Annotated in this window: 16 protein-coding genes; 7 read left to right on the top strand and 9 right to left on the bottom strand. The window is 73.3% G+C overall.

All coding sequences use genetic code 11. From position 1 onward, the window contains the following. Window positions 1–33: 33 nt before the first annotated feature. From HCN51_RS24455 to HCN51_RS24430, 6 genes are all read right to left on the bottom strand, one after another. On the bottom strand, window positions 34–2,823 hold the full coding sequence (locus HCN51_RS24455) for a helix-turn-helix transcriptional regulator (RefSeq protein WP_168011831.1): 2,790 nt from the start codon (window positions 2,821–2,823) through the stop codon (window positions 34–36). A gap of 142 nt (window positions 2,824–2,965) precedes the next feature. Continuing rightward, on the bottom strand, window positions 2,966–3,886 hold the full coding sequence (locus HCN51_RS24450; protein WP_168011829.1) for an SDR family NAD(P)-dependent oxidoreductase: 921 nt from the start codon (window positions 3,884–3,886) through the stop codon (window positions 2,966–2,968). A 185-nt stretch (window positions 3,887–4,071) separates the two neighbouring features. Next, complete coding sequence (locus HCN51_RS24445) at window positions 4,072–5,394, bottom strand: aspartyl protease family protein (protein ID WP_168011820.1); 1,323 nt, start codon at window positions 5,392–5,394, stop codon at window positions 4,072–4,074. A 157-nt stretch (window positions 5,395–5,551) separates the two neighbouring features. Then, window positions 5,552–6,811 carry an FAD-dependent monooxygenase gene (locus HCN51_RS24440; RefSeq protein WP_206067683.1) on the bottom strand — a complete coding sequence of 420 codons (1,260 nt, stop codon included), beginning with the start codon at window positions 6,809–6,811 and terminating at the stop codon, window positions 5,552–5,554. 185 nt (window positions 6,812–6,996) lie between these two features. Then, window positions 6,997–7,674, bottom strand: coding sequence for an alpha/beta fold hydrolase (locus HCN51_RS24435; protein WP_168011818.1), 678 nt, complete (start codon window positions 7,672–7,674; stop codon window positions 6,997–6,999). Next, the gene (locus HCN51_RS24430; RefSeq protein ID WP_168011816.1) at window positions 7,671–8,600 is read right to left on the bottom strand and encodes an LLM class flavin-dependent oxidoreductase; all 930 of its coding nucleotides are present in this window, start codon (window positions 8,598–8,600) and stop codon (window positions 7,671–7,673) included. Before HCN51_RS24430 ends, HCN51_RS24435 begins: the two co-directional genes overlap by 4 nt. A gap of 564 nt (window positions 8,601–9,164) precedes the next feature. Here HCN51_RS24430 and HCN51_RS24425 point away from each other — a divergent pair. Then, window positions 9,165–10,103: an NADP-dependent oxidoreductase gene (locus HCN51_RS24425; RefSeq protein ID WP_168011814.1), complete on the top strand. Its 939-nt coding sequence runs from the start codon at window positions 9,165–9,167 to the stop codon at window positions 10,101–10,103. A gap of 62 nt (window positions 10,104–10,165) precedes the next feature. Here HCN51_RS24425 and HCN51_RS24420 read toward each other — a convergent pair whose 3' ends face one another. Beyond that, on the bottom strand, window positions 10,166–11,104 hold the full coding sequence (locus tag HCN51_RS24420) for a cyclase family protein (protein WP_168011812.1): 939 nt from the start codon (window positions 11,102–11,104) through the stop codon (window positions 10,166–10,168). 35 nt (window positions 11,105–11,139) lie between these two features. Further along, a complete protein-coding gene (locus HCN51_RS24415; RefSeq protein WP_206067682.1) occupies window positions 11,140–12,354 on the bottom strand; it encodes an MFS transporter in 1,215 nt (404 codons plus the stop codon). Window positions 12,355–12,487: 133 nt separating this feature from the next. Between HCN51_RS24415 and HCN51_RS24410 the strand changes: the two genes are divergently transcribed. The 5 genes from HCN51_RS24410 (at window position 12,488) to HCN51_RS24390 (ending at window position 16,831) form a co-directional block, all read left to right on the top strand. Then, window positions 12,488–13,357, top strand: coding sequence for a LysR family transcriptional regulator (locus tag HCN51_RS24410; protein ID WP_168011810.1), 870 nt, complete (start codon window positions 12,488–12,490; stop codon window positions 13,355–13,357). Window positions 13,358–13,435: 78 nt separating this feature from the next. Further along, entirely contained in the window at window positions 13,436–14,230 is a 795-nt protein-coding gene (map, locus tag HCN51_RS24405; RefSeq protein WP_168011808.1) for a type I methionyl aminopeptidase, read from the top strand. Window positions 14,231–14,636: 406 nt separating this feature from the next. Further along, a complete protein-coding gene (locus tag HCN51_RS24400) occupies window positions 14,637–15,464 on the top strand; it encodes an SCO6745 family protein (RefSeq protein WP_206067681.1) in 828 nt (275 codons plus the stop codon). Window positions 15,465–15,668: 204 nt separating this feature from the next. Next, entirely contained in the window at window positions 15,669–16,016 is a 348-nt protein-coding gene (locus tag HCN51_RS24395) for a hypothetical protein (protein WP_168011806.1), read from the top strand. A 101-nt stretch (window positions 16,017–16,117) separates the two neighbouring features. Then, on the top strand, window positions 16,118–16,831 hold the full coding sequence (locus HCN51_RS24390; RefSeq protein ID WP_168011804.1) for an SDR family NAD(P)-dependent oxidoreductase: 714 nt from the start codon (window positions 16,118–16,120) through the stop codon (window positions 16,829–16,831). 123 nt (window positions 16,832–16,954) lie between these two features. Here the strand turns inward: HCN51_RS24390 and HCN51_RS24385 are convergent, their stop codons facing one another. After that, on the bottom strand, window positions 16,955–17,623 hold the full coding sequence (locus HCN51_RS24385; protein ID WP_168011802.1) for a GNAT family N-acetyltransferase: 669 nt from the start codon (window positions 17,621–17,623) through the stop codon (window positions 16,955–16,957). A gap of 164 nt (window positions 17,624–17,787) precedes the next feature. Between HCN51_RS24385 and HCN51_RS59695 the strand changes: the two genes are divergently transcribed. Continuing rightward, window positions 17,788–18,669 carry a glycine-rich domain-containing protein gene (locus HCN51_RS59695; protein ID WP_240973192.1) on the top strand — a complete coding sequence of 294 codons (882 nt, stop codon included), beginning with the start codon at window positions 17,788–17,790 and terminating at the stop codon, window positions 18,667–18,669. The last annotated feature ends 55 nt before the right edge of the window (window positions 18,670–18,724 follow it).

The following is an 18,724-nucleotide window of genomic DNA, read 5'->3' as shown; positions in this document are numbered from 1 at the left end:
GTCACCCCAGCAGAATAACTCTTCAACGTTGAGTTATTGACGGGCGAGGGGTCCACCCTCGTCGAGGTCGAGCCTGGCCAGCTCCGCCCGCGAGGCCACCCCCAGCTTCGGATAAGCCTTGTACAAGTGGTAGCCGATCGTGCGCGGGCTCAGGAAGAGCTGGGCCGCGATCTCCCGGTTGCTCAGCCCCGTGGCCGCCAGCCGGACGATCTGCAGCTCCTGCGGCGTGAGCCGATCCACCACACCCTCCGACGCACGCCCATCGCCGGTCTGCCGCTCTCCCGCCGCACGCAGCTCCGCACGAGCCCGCTCGGCCCACGGCCGCGAGCCGAGCCGGTCGAAGATGTCCAGAGCCGAGCGGAGCTGGTGGCGGGCGTCGGCACGCCGGCGCAGCCGGCGCAGCCACTCGCCGTACAGCAGCTCGGTGCGGGCCCGCTCGAACGGCCGGCCGCCCCGCTGGTGCAGGTGCAGCGCCTGCTCGTAGTAGCGTTCGGCGTCCTCGTCGGGGGCCAGCAGCGCGCTGCAGCGCAGCGCCACCGCATCAGCCCAGGGTGACGGGGTCTGCGCCGCCCACATCTGCACCCGTTCGGACGCGGCGGCGGCGAAGCGCGGGCAGCCGGCCCGCACGGCCGCCTCCACCAGGTCCGGCATGCGGTGCATGATCATGACGGTACGGGCGGCGGGCCCGAACGCGCCGAACGCCTCGGCCCTGCGCAGGGCCATCTCGGGCCGGCCCAGCGCGAGGTCGAGCAGGTTCAGCGAGACGCAGCGCATGCCGCCCGTGGCGGCGTCGTGGACATCGGCGATCTGCTCGGCGAACTTCAGGCACCGCTCCTCGTCGCCCTCGATCGCGGCCAGGTACGTCAGGACGCCGACGAGCAGCGCCGCGTAGTACCCCTGATCGGTGTCGCGGGCGATGCGCAGCCCTTCCTCGGCGCTGGCCAGCGCCTCACGGTGCAGGCCGAGGAACATCTGCGAGCGGGCCACCAGGGCGAGCGCCAGCGGCAGCAGCCCGATCGCGCCCTGGTTCCGGCACTGGCGCTCGATGGCCACGGCACGTTCGTGGGCCTTCGTGTCGTCGCCGATCACCAGGTCCCAGATGGCGAGCTGCGCGCGTTCCCGCAGCTCGGCGGGCTCGGAGCGGTCCCGCAGGCCTTCGATCATGTCGCGCAGCCACGCCAGGCCGGCCGGCGGCTCCTCGCCGGCCAGCCCGCCCATGCCGGCCAGGACCCGCGTCATCGGCCGCAGCGGCCCGGTCTTCGTGCTGGGGAGCGTGGACACGCGGGTGGCCGTCTTCTCGAGTGCCGCGTAGTCGCTGCCGATCCAGGCGGGGGTGAGCGCGTCGAAGAACAGGGTGACGGCGACGTCCTCGGCCTGGCCGATGACGGCCTCAGCCGTTCCGGCGAGCAGGGCGTGCGCCCTTTCCGGCTCGCCGTGCGCCATCGCGATCATCGCCCGGGTGCGGGCGAGGTAGGCCAGCACCTGGGGGTCGGCCACGTCGGCGGCGGCCTGGTGGGCGAGCTCGCTCGCGCGCTCGTACAGCCCGGCCTCGGCGGCCGCGGCGGCGGCGAGGGTCAGGCGGCGGCCGCGCTCGCGCGGGTCGGGGCTGAGCCGGGCCGCACGCTCGCAGGCGGCGGCGACCGCCGCGTGCCCGCCCCGGGCGCGGGCGTGCTCGGCGCTGCGCTCCAGCGCCGCCGCGCTCTCCTCGTCGGGGCCGGTGGCGGCCGAGGCCAGGTGCCAGGCCCAGCGGTCCACGTCGCCGGGACGCCCGGCCAACGTCCCGGCCAGCGCGCGGTGGGCGGCCAGCCGCCGCATGAAGGAGGCCAGATGGTAGGCGGCACTGCGGACGAGGGGGTGGCGGAAGGTGACACGGCCGTCGCCGACATGCATCAAGCCGGCCGCCTCCGCGGTGTCGAGGCCGGCCAGGTCCGCGCCGAGCGTGCGGGCCGCCGTCAGGATGACGTCGAGCGAGCCGGTGTCGTCGGCGGCGGCCACCAGCAGTACGGTGCGCGCCGCCTCGGGCAGGCGCGCGATGCGGTCGCGGAACGCGCGGTGCACCCGGCCCGGGGCCGGGCGGGCGTCGATGCCGAAGGCGTGGATGGGGGCCGCGTCCGCCGCTTGTGCCTGGGTGAGCAGCGCGGGCAGCTCCAGCAGGGCCAGGGGGTTGCCGCGTGCCTCGCGCAGGAGGCGTTCGCGCGCCTGCGGGGCCAGGTCGCCGGCGTGCGCGGCGTTGGCGGCGTTGACGGCCAGCAGCTTCGCGGCGTCGGCCGGGGCGAGCCCGGTCAGGTGCAGGTCCGGTACGCCGGCGGTGGGGAAGGCGCGCTCGTCCTCGCGGGCGGCGAAGACGAGCACCACCCCTTCGGCCTCCAGCCGCCGGGCCGCGAACAGCAACGCCTCGGCAGAGGCGTGATCGAGCCATTGGGCGTCGTCCACCAGGCACAGCAGCGGGCGCCGCTCGGCGAGGTCGGCCAGCAGGGTGAGCACGGCCAGCCCGACCAGGAACCGGTCACCGCTGAAGCCGGGCTCCAGGCCGAGCGCGCCGCGCAGGGCCCTGGCCTGCGTGGCGGGCAGCAGGTCGATGGCGTCAACGGTGCCGCGCAGCAGCAGGTGCAGCCCGGCGAAGGGCAACTCCATCTCCGGCTCGAAGCCCGCCCCGCGCAGCACCCGCATCTCCTCGCCCGCCGCCGCGGCGGCGTGGTCGAGCAGCGCCGACTTGCCGATCCCGGCTTCACCGCGCAGCACCAGCGATCCGCTCTTCCCGGCTCTGGCCGCGGCGAGCAGCCGGTCGATCACCGCCTGCTCCTCGATCCGCCCTATGAGCATGAGCATCCCCATTCGCCCGCCGGTCACCCCGCACCGCCCTCCCCCAGCGGTCCCGTACCGGTGGCGACCGGGCGGTTCACACCGCTCAGGGTAGAGGCCCCCTCCTGCGTGCGAATCCGTCGAACGACTGGCGGCACCATCGTCACACCCCCGCGGAGGAGGCTCGGTCGAGGCCGAGCATGTGCCGGAACAGGGCGTCCATCGCGCGGTCCGGCAGCACGCGCCGCAGCCGGGTGAGCAGCCTGGCGTGCCCGCCGGCGGGGTAACGCGTGCGCGGCCTGGGCGCGGTCATCGCCTGCACCACGGCGCGGGCGATCACCTCCGGCGGGCTGCCCGTCCGTTCGTGGCCTGCGGCGATCTTCTCGATCACGTGCAGGAACGTGACCCCGTAGTCGGCCCGGCCGCGTGCGGAGAACAGCTCGGCGACGGCACGGCGGCCGTTGTCGGCCAGTTTGACCGGGGCCCTGCTCTGGGTGGCGCCCGGCTCCACGATGCTGACCTGCACCCCCCACGGGCGCAGCTCCATGCGCAGCGCGTCGGTCACCGAGACCAGCCCGTGCTTGGCGGCCGTGATGGGGCCGAGGAACGGCAGCGTGATGCGCCCGCCCTCGGAGCCCACGTTGACGATGCGCCCCCTGGCCCGCTTGATCAGCGGCAGGAACGCCTGGGTGACGGCGAGCTGCCCGGTGAGGTTGACCTCGAGATGCTCCCGGAACACCTGCAGCGGCACGAGCTCCATCGGCCACGGCGCGCCGCTCCCGGCGTTGTTGACCAGCCCGGCCAGCCCGGCCAGCCCTGCCGCCCCCATGGCCGCCCCCGTGGCCGCCCCCGTGGCCGCCCCCGTGGCCGCCGCCACCTGCGCCACGGCCGTGGCGATCGACTCCGCGTCGGTGACGTCGATGCGCACCGGGACGATGCCGCCACCGGACGTGGCACGCAGGTCCTCGGCGTCCGCGAGATCGCGGACGCCGGCGAACACGGTGAAGCCCCTGGCGCGCAGGGCCAGGGCGGACGCGCGGCCGATGCCCGACGACGTTCCGGTGATCACTACGGATGGCGGCATCGTCATCTCCTCCCGAGACAACTCAACGGTGGTGAGTTCACGATAAGTGCTGACCGACCAGAACTCAACGCTGATGAGTTATTCGGCAGGGTCGTGCCGACCTTCGCCCCGCAGGGCACGCGGCACGACGCCCACGTGTCCCTCAGCCGTCCTCGTCCAGCTCGCCGCCCATACCGTCGTAGTGATCAGGCGGCCTTGCCGCGGGCGACGTAGAGATTCATGTGCGTGAAGTCGACGGTGACGTTGTACGGCTTCCAGAAGCAGTGGGAGAACCAGCCCGGCGAGTCGAACCCGGTCCCGTAGGGCCAGGGCACGTTGAGCGGCTGGTTCGGGTTCGTGTAGCAGTAGACGTCCCTGGCGACGGCGTCACCGAGCCGGATCTCCTTCGGATAGCAGGGGTGGACGACGGCCGGATGGCTCTGCGCGAACGTGCCGATCTGGCGGTCGTGGTCGACGCGGATCCCCAGCCGCTCGGCCGTCTTCCCGCGCACGCCGGCGGCGATCTCGCCCACCCCGCCGAAGTTCACGCCCACCACCCCGGTGGCGGATCCGGCGGCGCCGGTGAAGCTGCCCACGCTGTGCAGGTACTGCTCGCGGGCCAGCCACACCGGCAAAGCCCGGACGCCCGCCCGCGCGGCGGCGGCGCGCACCGCCTGCGCCGTCTCGGCGGTGCGGCGGCGCAGGATCAGCTGCCGGCCCGCGTAGTCGAAGGTGGGCAGCAGGTGGTAGAAGACCCACATGCCGATCAGGCCGTCGCTGTCGGCGTCGACGTCCTCTCCCGACGTCGTTTCCGTCCAGCTCACGGGGATGTTGCGCAGCTCGATGCCGCCCAGCTTGAAGGAGTCCAGGATCCCCCAGTGCGCCCGGACGAGGCCCATCCCGAAGTCGGTCTCCTGGCTGAAGACGGGACTCAGCCCGGCCTCCCGGGCCACCGACGCGCGCATGCTCAGGTTCGGGGCGCCGGTGTAGAACATGAAGCGCTTCGCGGGTCCCCCGTTGACCGAGACTTCCACCAGCGGCATGGGGTCCATCTGCTCGAACGGCACCCGAGCCGTGTCGCCGTGCACCTGGTACGCCTCGCCGCGGACCGCCGCGAACCACTTGGCGTAGCTCTCCTCGCCGGCCGCCGCCCAGTGTGGTACCGACTGGGCGAACTTGTCCTGCCGGATGTAGCAGTCGCCCAGGAGCTGGTGGGCTTCCTTGTCGTCGGGCGCCAGGCCGAGGGCCATCTTCAGGTACTTCTCGGCGTCCGGGAACCGGTTGGCCAGCAGCCCGACATAGCCGCGCCGGCGGGCCGCGTGCAGGTTCCCGGGGTCCTTTTTGAGGATCTCCTCGTACGCGCGACCGGCCTGCTCGAACTTGCCGGCCTCGAACAGCGCGTCCGCGTCGCCGCCGCCGGCCAGGGCGGTGGCCGCCTCGCCCAGCAGCGGCACGGTCGCGGCGGCACCGGCCAGCACGGCGGCGCCCCGCAGCAGCGAACGCCGGTCCCATCGCCTGCCATCAGCCATGCCTTCTCCTTCACGTGATCATCGTCGCCATGACTTGGTGGCCGGCGGACGCCCACGACACCTCCGGCCGGCCTCGTCCACTGTCGGCCAGCGGTGTCCGCGCCTCGTCCGTGCCGTGTCATGGTCGTGTGACGGCTGCGCCGGCGCCGCCCGCAGGTCACGGTGAGGTGATCGGCGCTCCGGCCGGGGCGGCGGAGCCCGGCACCCCCGCGTAGTCGGGCAGCTCGACGCCGTTGATCGCGCGCCCGACCAGGTCGGCGAACCATTCGCCGGTGAAATCGGGGGCCGGCTCGGCGTCCGGCCCGGAGAGGTCGCGGCTGCGGGCGTTCAGCCGGCCGATCTCCTGGTTGGCCTCGACGTACGAGCGCATCCGCGCCTCGTAGCGGGCGAACCCGGCGGCGGGGTCCCATCCGGCGGCGGCCAGCTCTCCGGCCAGCACGTACGCGCCGACCAGCGCCAGCCCGGTGCCCTGCCCCGACATCGGCGAGGAGCTGAACGCCGCGTCCCCGAGCAGCGCCACCCGCCCATCCGACCAGCGCTCCATCACCACCTGGGCGACCTGGTCAAGGTAGAAGTCGGGGGTGTCGTCCAGGTGCGCGAGGATGTCCGGGGTCAGCCAGCCCAGGCCCGTCATCCGCTCACGCAGCAGCACCTTCTGGGCCGCGATGTCACGGTAGTCGACGTCGAAGTCAGGCGAGGTGAAGGAGAGCATGGCCATCGCCCGGGTGGCGTCCTGGATGGGCCGCAGCAGGGCGGAGCGCCCCGACGCCTGATCCTGGTACTCCAGCAGCCAGCGGTCCAGCCCGAACTCGTTGGGCACGCTGTAGAAGGCCAGCACGTGCCCGAGGTGGCGGATGAACCGCTCGTGCGGCCCGAAGACCATCGCCCGCAGCGCCGAGTGCAGCCCGTCGGCGCCGACCACCAGCTCGAAGCGCCGCCGGTCGCCGCCCGCGAAGACCACGTCGACCCCGTCCGCGTCCTGGGCGAGCTCCGCGATGCGGTCGCCGAAGACGTACTCGACGCCGTCGCGGGTGGCGTCGTAGAGCACCTGGGACAGGTCCCCGCGCAGGATCTCGATGTCGGCGATGTACCCGTCGCCACCGTCGTCCTCGGCGCTGAAGGTCTCCAGCACCTGCCCGTCGGCGTCCACGGTGTACGCGCCGGCGGTGTCGGTGCACGCCGCGCGTACCGCCGAGTCCAGCCCCATGCGGCTGATGACGTCCTTGGCGATGCCGCGCGCGTCCACCGCCTGCCCGCCGGGACGCAGCTCGGGCGCCCGCTCCACGACGGTCACCTCGGCCCCCCACCGGCGCAGCCAGTGGGCCAGCGCGGGTCCCGCGACGCTCGCCCCCACCACCAGCACCCTGGGACCGTTCATCCGTGTCCCCTGCTCCTGCTCGGAGTTGTCGGTGCTCATCACTGCCTCCATGTGCTCGCTCCCGCGCCGGGCGTTCCCCAGCGCGGGTTCACCGCTGTCGAGCCGTATCGACCACGGATCCGCACAAAACTCATCGGTACGACCGGCCGCCCTCGGGGCCGCCCCGTTCACGCTGTCGCACCGCACGCATGTTTCTCCTCAAGCTCCGGATCTGCCGGTCACCGTCAGGCGTGCAGGTCCGTGAGAAGCCGGGCCACCTCTCGCGGGTGGGTGCTCATCGCGTCGTGCGGGCCGTCCAGGGCCAGCGTGCGGTATCCGACCGCCTTCCCGAACTGCTCGAACGGGAAGGTCGGCGGGTGGCAGAAGATCGCCGTTCCGGGGATCCGGTCGACGGCGCCGCTCAGCCGGGTCGCCTCGGTGAAGGTGCGCAGCGGCTGGGGCCGCAGGCGCCGGGCCAGCACGCGGGCGTCCTCGGGATCGGTGACGCCGAAGCGCTCCGGCTTCGGGGCGGGCACGTGGCGGCCGCCGGCACTGGCGCGGGCGCTTCTGCTGATCGCGGTGACGAAGGCGTCGGGGGCCAGGCTGAACAGGCTCTCGCCGTCGCCCCCGGCCCAGCCGTCGATCATCATGACGTGGCTGACCAGGCCGGGCCGCTGATCGGCCGCCTGGCGGACGACGAGCCCCGCGTAACTGTGCCCGGCCAGCACCACTTCACCATCGCCGGCCGCCTCTTCCTCCAGGGTGGTGACCAGTTCCTGGACGTGCGTGTCCAGACCGGCGTCGCCCTCCAGGGTCAGGGTGGGGGTCACCGTCCGCACTCCGGCTTCGTGCAGGAACGGGGTGACGCGGTCCCAGGCCCAGGGTCCGTACCAGGCGCCGTGGACGAGGACGAAGGTGGTCATGCTTTTCCTTTCGCAGGCAAGAGCGGCAGAACGGTGCCGGCGAACTCCTCCAGGGCCGCACGATGGTCGTCGGCGGCCAGGCGGATCACCAGGTGGCGGGCGCCGGCTTCGATGTAGGACGTGAGCCAGTCCGCGGCCTGCTGGGCCGGGCCGGCGAACATGGCCTGGATGGCTTCGACGGCTTCCAGCGGAGCGTTGTAGTAGCGCTCGATGCTTCCGCGCAGGCGTTCGCGGGCCTGCCGGGGGTCCTCTCCCAGGCAGAGGGTCGCGTAGAGGGCGGGCGTGACGGGCCGCGTCGCGCTCCGCTCGATGAGGGCCCGCTCGTGCGCGTACGTCTGCGCGCGCGGCGGGTACGGCAGCCACCCGTCGGCCAGGCGGGCGACCCGCCGCAGCGCGGCTTCGCCGCCGCCCGCCAGCCAGATCGCCGGCCCTCCCGGGCGAACCGGTGGCGGAGCGAGGCTGGTGTCGCGGCCGGCGAGGGAGACCTCTTCGCCGCTCCACAGGCGCCGCATCGCGCCGATCGACTCCTCCATCAGGGCGATGCGGCGCTTGAACGGGACCCCGATCGCCGCGAACTGCGCCTCGGTGGCGGCGTTGGGGAACCCGCCGCCCATGCCGGCGATCAGCCGCCCGCCGCAGAGCCGGTCCAGGGTGGCGAGCTGGTGCGCCAGGAGGATCGGATGGCGCAGCGCCGGCAGCAGCACCGCCGTGCCGAGCGTGATCCGCGTGGTGGCGACGGCCACGCCTGCCAGAAGGAGCAGCGGGTCGGCGCGGGGCCTGGTCAATGGGCTGTCGCCGGCCCACACCGAGTCCAGGCCGAGGGCTTCGGCCTGGCGGGCCTGGTCGATGAGCTGCTTCAGATCGTGGTCACCGCGTATCGCGTGATCCCGGGTCGGCAACAGGTAACCGACCTTCAGTGGACTCATGGGCTGCCTCCTTGGGTCCCCCATCTTAAGCAAGTGCTTCCTGTTTTTGAAGTGGAAAGTCTTCATTTAGGAAGCGGCATCACTCATGGCCAGCTCGGCGGCCGCTCGTTCAGGCCGTCAGCCTGCGAGACCGGAGCGGTGCGTGACCTGCCACCCGACCCCGGCGGCCCGCGCCCGGCTGGCGGCCGATCCGGCGGCGGCGTTCCGCCGAGCCGCGCGGACCTGAGGCGGCCGGCTCACACCACTGCCCGCAAGTGCACCGGACGATCCCGTCGGCCGTCCGGGAAGCCGGCGCTGCGCCGAGCGCTTCCCCGGCCGCGTCCGGGCACTCGCACTGGACCGCAACGCGGGCCACGGCCCTGGACACCGCCGCGCTCCTCGGCACGGGGCCGCCGCCGGGAGGACTCGCACGCGCAGCGACGGGGACGGGAGGGGGTGAGCCAGGAGCCGAGCAGGTCGCGCACGTATCCGGGGATGCACAAGTGGAACGACCTACCCACTTCTGTTGCTAGGCTTCTCCCATGGAAACGGGTAGGCCGTTCCACTTCTTGAGAGGTGCTGCTCATGCGTGCCGTAACGCTGAACTCCGTCCCGGACTCCCCCGCCGTGGCCGACGTCCCCGCCCCTGAGCCCGAGGCCGGGGAGGTGCTGGTGAAGGTGGCGGCCTCCTCGATCAACGGTTTCGACGCGGCCACCGCGGCCGGCTACCTCCAAGGGGCGATGGAGCACCGCTTCCCGCTGGTGATGGGCAAGGACTTCGCCGGCACCGTCGAGGCGCTGGGTGAAGGCGCCCAGGGCTTCACCGTCGGGCAGGTGGTCTTCGGCGTGGTGATGAAGCCGTTCCTGGGCACCGGCTCGCTGGCCCAGTACGTCACGGTGCCCGCCGGCTACGGCATCGCCCCCGTCCCCGATGGCCTGTCCGTGCCGGAGGCGGGCGCGCTGGGCCTGGCCGGCACCGCCGCGCTGAACAGCCTCGACACCGTCGCCCCGGCCGCGGGCGAGACCGTGCTGATCTCGGGCGCCACCGGCGGAGTGGGCGCGCTCGCCGTGCAGCTCGCCGCCGCCCGCGGTGTCCGCGTGATCGCCACCGCCCGCCCCGGCGCCGAAGCCGGGTTCGTCACCGGCCTCACGGATGCCGAGATCCACCTCGTGGACCACAGCGGCGATCTACCGGCTCAGGTTCGCGCGCTCGCCCCCGACGGGGTGGACGCCGTGCTGCACCTGGCCGGGGACGGCGCCCGGCTCGCGGGCCTGCTGCGGCCGGGCGGCCGCCTCGCCTCCACCATCGGCCTGACCCAGGAGGCCGTCGAGAGGCCCGACGTCACCGTCCACGCGATCATGTCCGACCCGAACCCGCAGACTTTGACCGCCCTGGCCGCCCGGGCCGTCTCCGGCGCGCTGCGCGTCCCGGTCACCGCCACCTACCCGCTGGAGCAGGCCGCGCAGGCGTTCGCCGCCTTCGGCGCCGGCGCGCTCGGCAAGCTCGCCGTCACCTGCTCCTGAACGCTCCCAGCAAGGAATCAACGAGCGCTTCAGCGGCTGGGCCGGACGGCTCCGGGCCGTGGTCAGAAGGTGGCGATCGGGTTGACCGGGCTGCCGGAGGTGCCGGCGAAGCGGACCGGGGCGATCGCGAGCTGGAAGTCCCACTGGCCGAGCTCGGCGGCCGTGGCCGCGCACGCCTCCAGATCGCAGTTGTCGACCATCCACAGCCCCATGGCGACGAGGCCCACGGTGTGCACCGGCATCGCCAGCTCGTCGTAGCCCGACGGCTGCACGTCCTGGGGGCTGTCGGCGCAGATCAGCGCGACCTGCCGCTCGTGCAGCCACGGCAGGCAGGACGCGTGCCAGCCGGGCTGCGTGACCCCGCCGGTCTGGCCGCCTTCGTGCCGGACGCGGCCATGCCCGGTGCGCAGCAGCACCGCGTCGCCGGGCCGGACCCGCACCCCCTGGCGGCGCTCGGCCTCCTCCAGGTCCTCGGGGAACACCCCGTCACCGGGCTCCAGCCACGGCACCCCGCGCACCTGCGCGACGTCCAGCAGGACGCCGCGCGTGACGATGCCGTCCGCCGCCGCCGTGACGGCCGCCCACGCCGACCCGGTCTCGGCGTCGACCAGGGTGTGCGGCCGCCCGTTGTACATGGCGCCGTCCCAGAAGACGTGGCACGGCGCGTCCAGGTGGGTGATCGTGTTGCCGTGGAAGGTGAGGCCGAGCCGCTCCGACGAGTACCCCCAGTGCCGGTCGTTGCGGAAGCCGGGCAGCGGCATGCCGCCGGCGGCCGGCAGGTCGGCGAAGCACGGGCACGCCGTCGTCGACCGCTCCATCTCCTGCGGCACGGCCACCTCCCAAGCGCACGACACGCTCCTGCCGTGCCGCACCGCCCGCGCCGCCGCCAGCCGCACCCCGTCGGTGATGTGGTTCAGCGTGCCCAGCTCGTCGTCGTCGCCCCACCGCCCCCAGTTCGACAGCGACTCGGCGTATCCGAGCACGTCCTCCTGCGTCGGCATGGCCCGTCCAGCATTCGACTGCATGGTGATTCCTCTCATCGTTGTTCGGCCGGCGCAGCGGCCGGTTGTACCGGGAGCGGCGGGGTGCCGTTCGACGGCAGGCGCAGGGCGGGGCTGAGCAGCGCGGTGACGGCGAGCGAGGCCACCGCCATCACGGCCATCGTGGCACCCGCGGGCAGATACTGCGCGAGCAGCCCGGCCAGCGTGGCGCCGACCGCCTGCATCGCCTTCATGCCGGTGACGTGCAGGCCCAGCGCCTGGCCGCGGACGTCCTCGCCGATCAGCGCGATCAGCCGCTCCTGCAGCAGCAACGTGGAGGCGAAGCCGATCGACGCCACCGCGACGACGCCCGCCGCGATCGGCGTGCCGAGCGGCAGCACGAACAGCAGGTACGGCAGCGCGAGCAGGAAGCGCAGCGGGCTGACGAAGCGCCGGCGCGCCTGTGGCGGCAGGAACCGCCCGGCGGCCAGATCGCCGAACAGCATGCCCAGCGCCGCCGCGACGAACAACGCGGCGGCGGAACCCGGCGCGTAGGGCACGAACAGCGCCTCGCAGCCCACCACGAGGCCGTTCGGCACCCACATCGCCAGGTAGACGGCCCGGCGGGCCGGCGTGGCCAGCAGCTGCCGGTTGACCCGCCACGTGGCCGCGACGGACGGGCGGCCGGACGCCCGCGCCGGCCGGGCGCTGAGCCCCCGCCACAGCACCAGGGCCGCGGCGAGGGACAGCGCCGCGCTGATGGCCAGCGTCGCCCGCGGCGACACCACGGCCAGCAGGACGCCGCCGAGCGCGAAGCCGGCGATCTGCATCGCGCCGACCGAGACGTTGAGCACCGAACGGCCGAGCACGTACCCCTGCGGCGGCACGATCTCGTTGAGCAGGCCGTACCGGACGCCGCCGCCGATCGAGCCGGCCAGGCCCAGGGCCAGGATCACCGCGAACATCGCCCACAGCGGCATGCCGGGCAGGGCCAGCGCCAGGCCGGCCAGGCCGCCGGCGAGCGCGTTCAGCGTCAGCGCCGTACGCGGCCGCACCCGGTCGGCCAGCGACAGCAGCGTGGTCGCGCCGACGAGCTCGGCGAACGACGGCCCGAACATGCTCAGCGCGGCCAGCAGCGGCGAGTCCGTGTGGGCGTACACCAGCGTGGCCAGGGCCAGCCCGTTTAGCGTGGTCGAGGCGACCTGCGCGCACGAAGCGGCGAACAGCGGGGTGAACTCGGGCGTCCGGAACAGCTCCTGGTACGTACGCATCGCGGTGGGTTCCCTTGGTCTCGTCCGCCGCCGGGCGTGTCCAACGGCTCCCGGCTCATCGACGAGCCTGCACCCCCAAGGGCTTATGCGTCTAATGCCACCTTGGGCGGAAATCCATCGATAGGATTGATGAATGCTCGACATCGTCCGGCTGCGCGTCCTGGCGGCGGTCGCCGCCCACGGCTCGGTCACCGAGGCCGCCAAGGCGTTGCACTACTCCCAGCCGTCGATCAGCCACCATCTGGCCCGGCTGGAGGCGGCGACCGGAGCCAAGCTGATCCAGCGCGCCGGGCGCGGCATCCGGCTCACGCCCGAGGGCGAGCTGCTGGCCCGCCGCGCGGCGGAGATCGTCGCCCGGGTCGACGCGGCCGGCGCCGAGCTGGCCGCGCAGCTCGGGCTGCAGACCGGCCGGGTCCGCCTCACGGCCTTCAGCTCGGCCCTGAGCGTCCTGGTGCCGCCGGCGGCGATGGCGCTGTCCCGGTCGTACCCGAACATCGAGCTGCACCTGGCCGACGCGCATCCCACCGTCGCCCTGCGGCGGCTGCGCGACGGCTCGGCCGACCTGGCGATCGCGCACCGCTACGACGACGTCGTCCCGGACGACGGCGTCCGCTACTCCTACCTCCTCGACGACCCGATGTACCTGCTCAGCCGACACCCCGGGCAGACGCTCGCCGACCACCGGGACTCGGCGTGGATCGCGGGCTGCGAGAACTGCCGTGGCGAGCTGCTCCAGTTCTGCGAAGCGGCCGGGTTCAGCCCGCGCATCACCTACAGCAGCGACGACATCGTCGTCGAGCAGGCGTTCGTCGCCGCCGGGCTCGGGGTGACGACCATGCCCGGCCTCGCGCTGCGCTCGCACCACGCGGACGGGGTCGTCGCCAGCGAGCTGGCCGGGTTCCGGCGCCGCATCTACCTCGCCACGTTCGGCGAGCCACCCGACCCGCCGGCCACGGCCGCCTTCATCACCGCCCTGCGCACCACCGTCAGCGCCCTCGATTGAGGGGGGGCGGTATTTTTATACCGATATCGTGCTAGAGTCCCGGTATTAAAATACCACCCCTTGTGACGTGAGGTATTCGTGATCGAGCTCAAGACGCCTGCCGAGATCCAGCGCATGCACGTGGCCGGGCGATTCGTCGCCGAGGTGCTCTCCGAGGTGGGCCGCATCGCCGACGTGGGCGTCAACCTCCTCGACCTGGAGCAGCACGTCCGCGACATGATCAAACAGCGCGGCGCGGAGTCGTGCTACTGGGACTACTCGCCGTCGTTCGGACGCGGGCCCTTCCGCAACGTCATCTGCCTGTCGGTCAACGACGCCGTCCTGCACGGCCTGCCGCACGACTACACGCTGCGCGACGGCGACGTGCTCAGCGCGGACCTCGCGGTCGGCATCGACGGCTGGGTGGCCGACTCCGCCCGTACGGTCGTCGTCGGGACCGCCGCCGAGGAGGATCTGCGGATCATCCGCGCGACCGAGGAGGCGCTGGAGGCGGCGATCGCGGTGGCCCGCCCCGGCAACCGCGTGGGCGACCTGTCGGCGGCCATCTGGGCGGTGGCCCGCGACTACGGCTACCCGGTCAACACCGAGTTCGGCGGCCACGGCATCGGGCGCACCATGCACGAGAGCCCCCACGTGTCCAACATGGGCCGGCCGGGACGCGGCCTGACGCTCCGCCCGGGCCTGACCCTCGCCCTCGAGCCGTGGTTCGCCCGCACCACCGACCGCATCGTCTACGACCCCGACGGCTGGACCATCCGGTCGGCCGACGGCTCCCGGACGGCGCACTCCGAGCACACGGTGGCCATCACCGAGGACGGCCCCTTGGTGCTCACGCGGCGCGAAGAGGAGGTCCCGCCGCCGGTGCGCGCCTGAGCCCGGCCGCTCCCCGCAGAGCGGTCGGCGGTGAGCGTGATCTTGACGCAACGGCCGGTCACGGGGCAGGGCGCGGGCCGGCGCCACACCGAAGGCGGCAGCGGGCGCGCGCCAGCGCACTGGGGAGCGTGCCAGTCGCGACGGTGACCCCCTGGTAGCGGGTGCCGTCGACGGCCATCGCGCCCGTGCCCACCGGGTGCACCCGCCCGCCGGCGGCTCGGCGTTCATCCGATCAAAGGAACCCGTGGATCCCGCGCCACGCAGGCCTGCGAGCCGCCGATCCATGGCCAAGAGGACGCCGGAAAAATTGTCGGCCGGAGTTGTCGGATCCGGGCCGCGCCGTTCGTAGCCAGGATGAACGGGCGCCCACGAGGGCGCTGGGGACGATCGAGAGAGAAGCCGACCGATGCAGCAGCACCCGCAGGACAAGATCCACCGCATGTTCGAGCTCATCGAGCCGATCGCCACCGCCACCTTCTCCGAGGTGGCGAACGAGGCGTTCCTGGCCGTCGGCATGCGCAACTACTGGGACGGCTACTTCGCCGGCCGGGCCGCCCCGCTGGGCCAGGCGCCGGCCGAGGTCGTGCACGCCGTCTTCTACAACTTCGCCGACGGCGAGGTGGCCCGCCACATCCCCTGGGTGTGGGGCAAGATCACCCCGCAGGAGGCCATCGCCGTGCGCGAGCGAGGCAGCACCGCGGCCCTGCGCCAGATGATCGGGGAGCTCGCCGACTCCCCCTCCCTGGTCCGCGCCGCCGACCTCGCCACCCGAGCGGCGCTCAGCGCACCGACCGAGGGCCGGCCCCTGTACGCCGGGCTGCGGGCGCTCGACGTGCCCGAGGAGCCGCTGGCCAGGCTCTGGCACGCCACGACGCTGCTGCGCGAGCACCGCGGCGACGGCCACAACGCCGCCCTCGTCGCCCACGGCATCGGCGGCAGCGAGGCCCACGCCCTCATGGCGGTCTCGCTCGGCATGCGGGCGGAGGAGTTCGGCCGCATCCACCACCTGCCCAAGGCGCGGCTGGCCGCCGTCGTCGACGGGTTGCGCCGCCGCGGCCTCCTGGACGCCGCCGGCCGCTTCACCGACGCCGGCCGGCAGACCAAGCAGCGCATCGAGGCGCTCACGGACGAGCTGGCCGCGCCGGCGTACGACGTGCTCAGCGCGGACGAGCTCGACGAACTGGCCGCGGCGCTCGAACCGCTCGCCGCCGCGATCCAGGCCGCCGACCACTGAGCCGGGAGCGTCAAACCGCTGGAACGGCCACACCCCCCCGGCCCCCAGGTGAGCGGGGAAGCGCCGCCTAACGGGTAAAGCGCCGCCGAGCGGGTAAGGCGCCGCCGCCAAGCGGTGCCGGGCCCATGCCTGCGCCGGCCGTGTCAGCGGCCGTGTCAGGGCGGCACCGGCCCGGCATCAGAGCGGTCCGCGACCGTGACGGCCATGAACGGTTCAGTGACCGCGGCCGCGACGCCGCGCAAGGCCTACGAGGACCACATCGTCCTGGACTTCCGCCCCGCCATGCGGGGCCCGCTGGCCTGCTACGACGCCGTGCTGGGCCGCCTCGTGGCGATCGGGATCGCCGTCGGGCTCGTGCCGGCCGGCAAGAAGGGGCCGGAGGTGCGGCCGTTGGCCCGGCACCTGTCGTTCACCTCGCTCATCGACACCCTGCGCGGCCTGCTGACCGGCCCGCCGTCGGCGGGCCCGATCCTCATGGCGATCGCGTGGTGCGCCGGGCTCACGTTGCTCGGCTGCGTGTGGGTGCGCGCCCGCTCGACGAGCGGCCGGTAACGGGGGCGGCACCTCCCCGACCAGTTGACCAGCCGGGACGGCGGCGTCGTGCTCGGGTAGTCTCACCTGGTGATCGAGAAGGCGGACACGAGAGGACGGGCATGGCGCTGATCATGGTGACCGGGGCTGCCACCGGGCTCGGGCTCGACACGGCGGCCGCGCTGGCGGAGGAGGGGCACGACGTGGTCGTCCACGTCCGCAACCGCTCCCGCCTCGCCGACGCGGGCGGCACCGAGCGGTGGAAAGGCGTCGTCACCGGGGATCTCGCCGTCCTCGACGAGATGCGCGACGCCGCCCGGCAGGCCGCCGCGTTCGGCCGTTTCGACGCCGTCGTCCACAACGCCGGCACCATGCGCCAGGGCGAGGCGGGCGAGGTCAACACCGTCGCTCCGTACGTACTGACGGCCCTGATGGACAAGCCGGCCAGGCTCATCTACCTGAGCAGCGGCATGCACCGGGGCGGCTCCACCGACCTGCGCCGGCTCAGCGCCGGCACCGCCTCCTACAGCGACAGCAAGCTGTGGGTCACCGCCTTCGCACTCGCGATCGCCTCCCGCTGGCCGGGCACCTCCGCTCACGCGGTCGACCCCGGCTGGGTCCCCACCCGCATGGGCGGCCCCGGCGCGCCGGACGACCTGACCGCCGGCAGCCGCACCCAGATGTGGCTGGCCACCAGCGGCGACGTGACCCCGCCCACCGGCGGCTACTGGTACCACCAGCGGGTGCAGCAACCCCACCCCGCGGCGCGGGACGCCAGCTTCCAGGCCCAGCTTCTCGAAAGCCTGGAGCGCCACACCGGGATCCCCCTCGGCTGACCTCGGGCCCCGGCCGTCGCGGGCGGGGAGCCGCAGGTTGTACGGGCCGAGGTCGTGCGTCGTACCTTGCGTGAGATGCGGTCGGCTGGTCGGCGATCGGGCGTGCGGGAGCTCGGTCTGAGGTCACGAGCCGAGCTCCTCGGCGCGTAGCCCGAACAGTTCCAAGCAGTCGCGTACGCCGTCGGCCGTGATGCCGGGCATCCGGTGCTTCGCCCACGCGGCCGCGTCGAGCAGCATGCGATGCTCGACGACCCTTCGCCCGTCCTCGGCATAGGCGCGGCGCCCGTTGGCGGCGTAGCCGAGCTTGCGCGAGACCCGTTCGGAGGCCGTGTTGCCGTCCACGTAGGAGGTGTGCGCCTCCACCGCGCCCAGGTGGGCGAACGCCAGCTCCAGGACGGCGGCGCGGGCCTCGGTCCCGTACCCGTGGCCCTGGCGGGCCCGGGTGATCCACGAGCCGGTCTCGACCGTGCGGATGGTCGCGTAGTCGGCCGCCCACATGTTCTGCATGCCGACCGCGACGCCGTCGACGCGGATGGCGAGCTGGAGGTTCCAGCTTTCCGGCCGCCAGTGTGCGAGGGCCCTCCAGTGCCGTTGCAGCAGGTGCCGCTCCCGCTGTGGTGACGGCTCGTAGAGGTAGGCCTGCTGGTAACGGGGATGGTCAGCAGGCTGGAGGTCAGCGGAGGCGCGGGCCAAATCGAGCAGGTCGGGGGTGGTGGGGATCGCGAGTTCGAGGCGCGCCGTGGTGAGGCGCAGAGCGAGCAGCGGCCACAGGCCGGCCAGGCCGTCGCTCATGCGGTCGCGTCGCGGTCGCCGGCGGTCCTCGCGCTAACGGCAGCGGGCTCGGCGGTCGCCGCTTGCGCGACCACGCCGGCCGGCGCGCTGCTCGATGCGCCCGACAAGCCTCGGCGATCCACGACCCTCCCATCCATGACGTTGCCCCTCAGTGTGATGCTGCTGTGCACGGCCGCCGGCCACAAGGCGATGAGAAGCAACCCATCGGCAACCGAAAGCTGTCTTTACGGATCTTCGACACCGAGTCACGACTCCAGGAGCTTCGTCGACCCCGACGCCTGGGCCGGCAGATCAAGCTCCTCGTCCGCGATCACCCGTGGGACACGGTCATGGCCGAACGGTGCTTCGGCCAGGCGATCGCCTACCTCATCACTGCCCTGGAGAAGCACGGCCAGCACCTGGAGATCGGCTGCGGTCCGCTCATCGACCGCGCGGTGCACGGCTTCATCCTCGACACACGGAACTACGCCGCCTTCTGCGCCAAGTACGTCAACGGCGCGTTCCTGCATCACGTGCCCGAGATCGAGTTCAAGGTCGACGGGTCGGTGCAGAAGACCGCGCACGTCGTGGCCGGCAACGGGTTCGAGGTGGACTGGTCGCTGTGGGAGGCCGACATCGCCAAGTGCACGCCGTGCGCGCCCGGCACCGACGGCGACGAGCTGCTCGGCGAGCCCGCCACCGCGCTGGAGCTCGGCTTGGTGGCCGAGTTCGGTCATCAGCCGGGCGAACACCCGCGCGCACCGCACGGCCGTCTCGGGCGAGTCGTCGTGCAGCACCTCGCCGCCGGGCCGGAACTCCTCAGCGTGTACGGCCAGCGCGCCGGCGCCGATCACCGGCGTCAGCGGCCGGGCGCACGGGAACCCGCGCGCGGCGAGCCGGGCCTGCGCCGCGACGCAGGACGCCGCCCGGCCGTCGTCGGCGCGTGCCTTGACCACGACGTCCCGGCCGCCGGCCAGCCGCAGGCCGAACACCATCGAGACCTGCTGGGACCGGAACAGCACGCCGGCGGGTTCGCCGCCCAGGTGGTCCCGGCACCAAACCGGTAACCAGTGCGGTAGCTCGTCCAGGGGCACGCTCATCACTGTGCCGAAGAGGCCGGGC

Source organism: Nonomuraea composti, from assembly GCF_012034275.1.
Lineage (GTDB): Bacteria > Actinomycetota > Actinomycetes > Streptosporangiales > Streptosporangiaceae > Nonomuraea > Nonomuraea composti.
The sequence above is the reverse complement of the archived record's forward strand: the minus strand, read 5'-3'. Positions and strand labels throughout refer to the sequence as shown.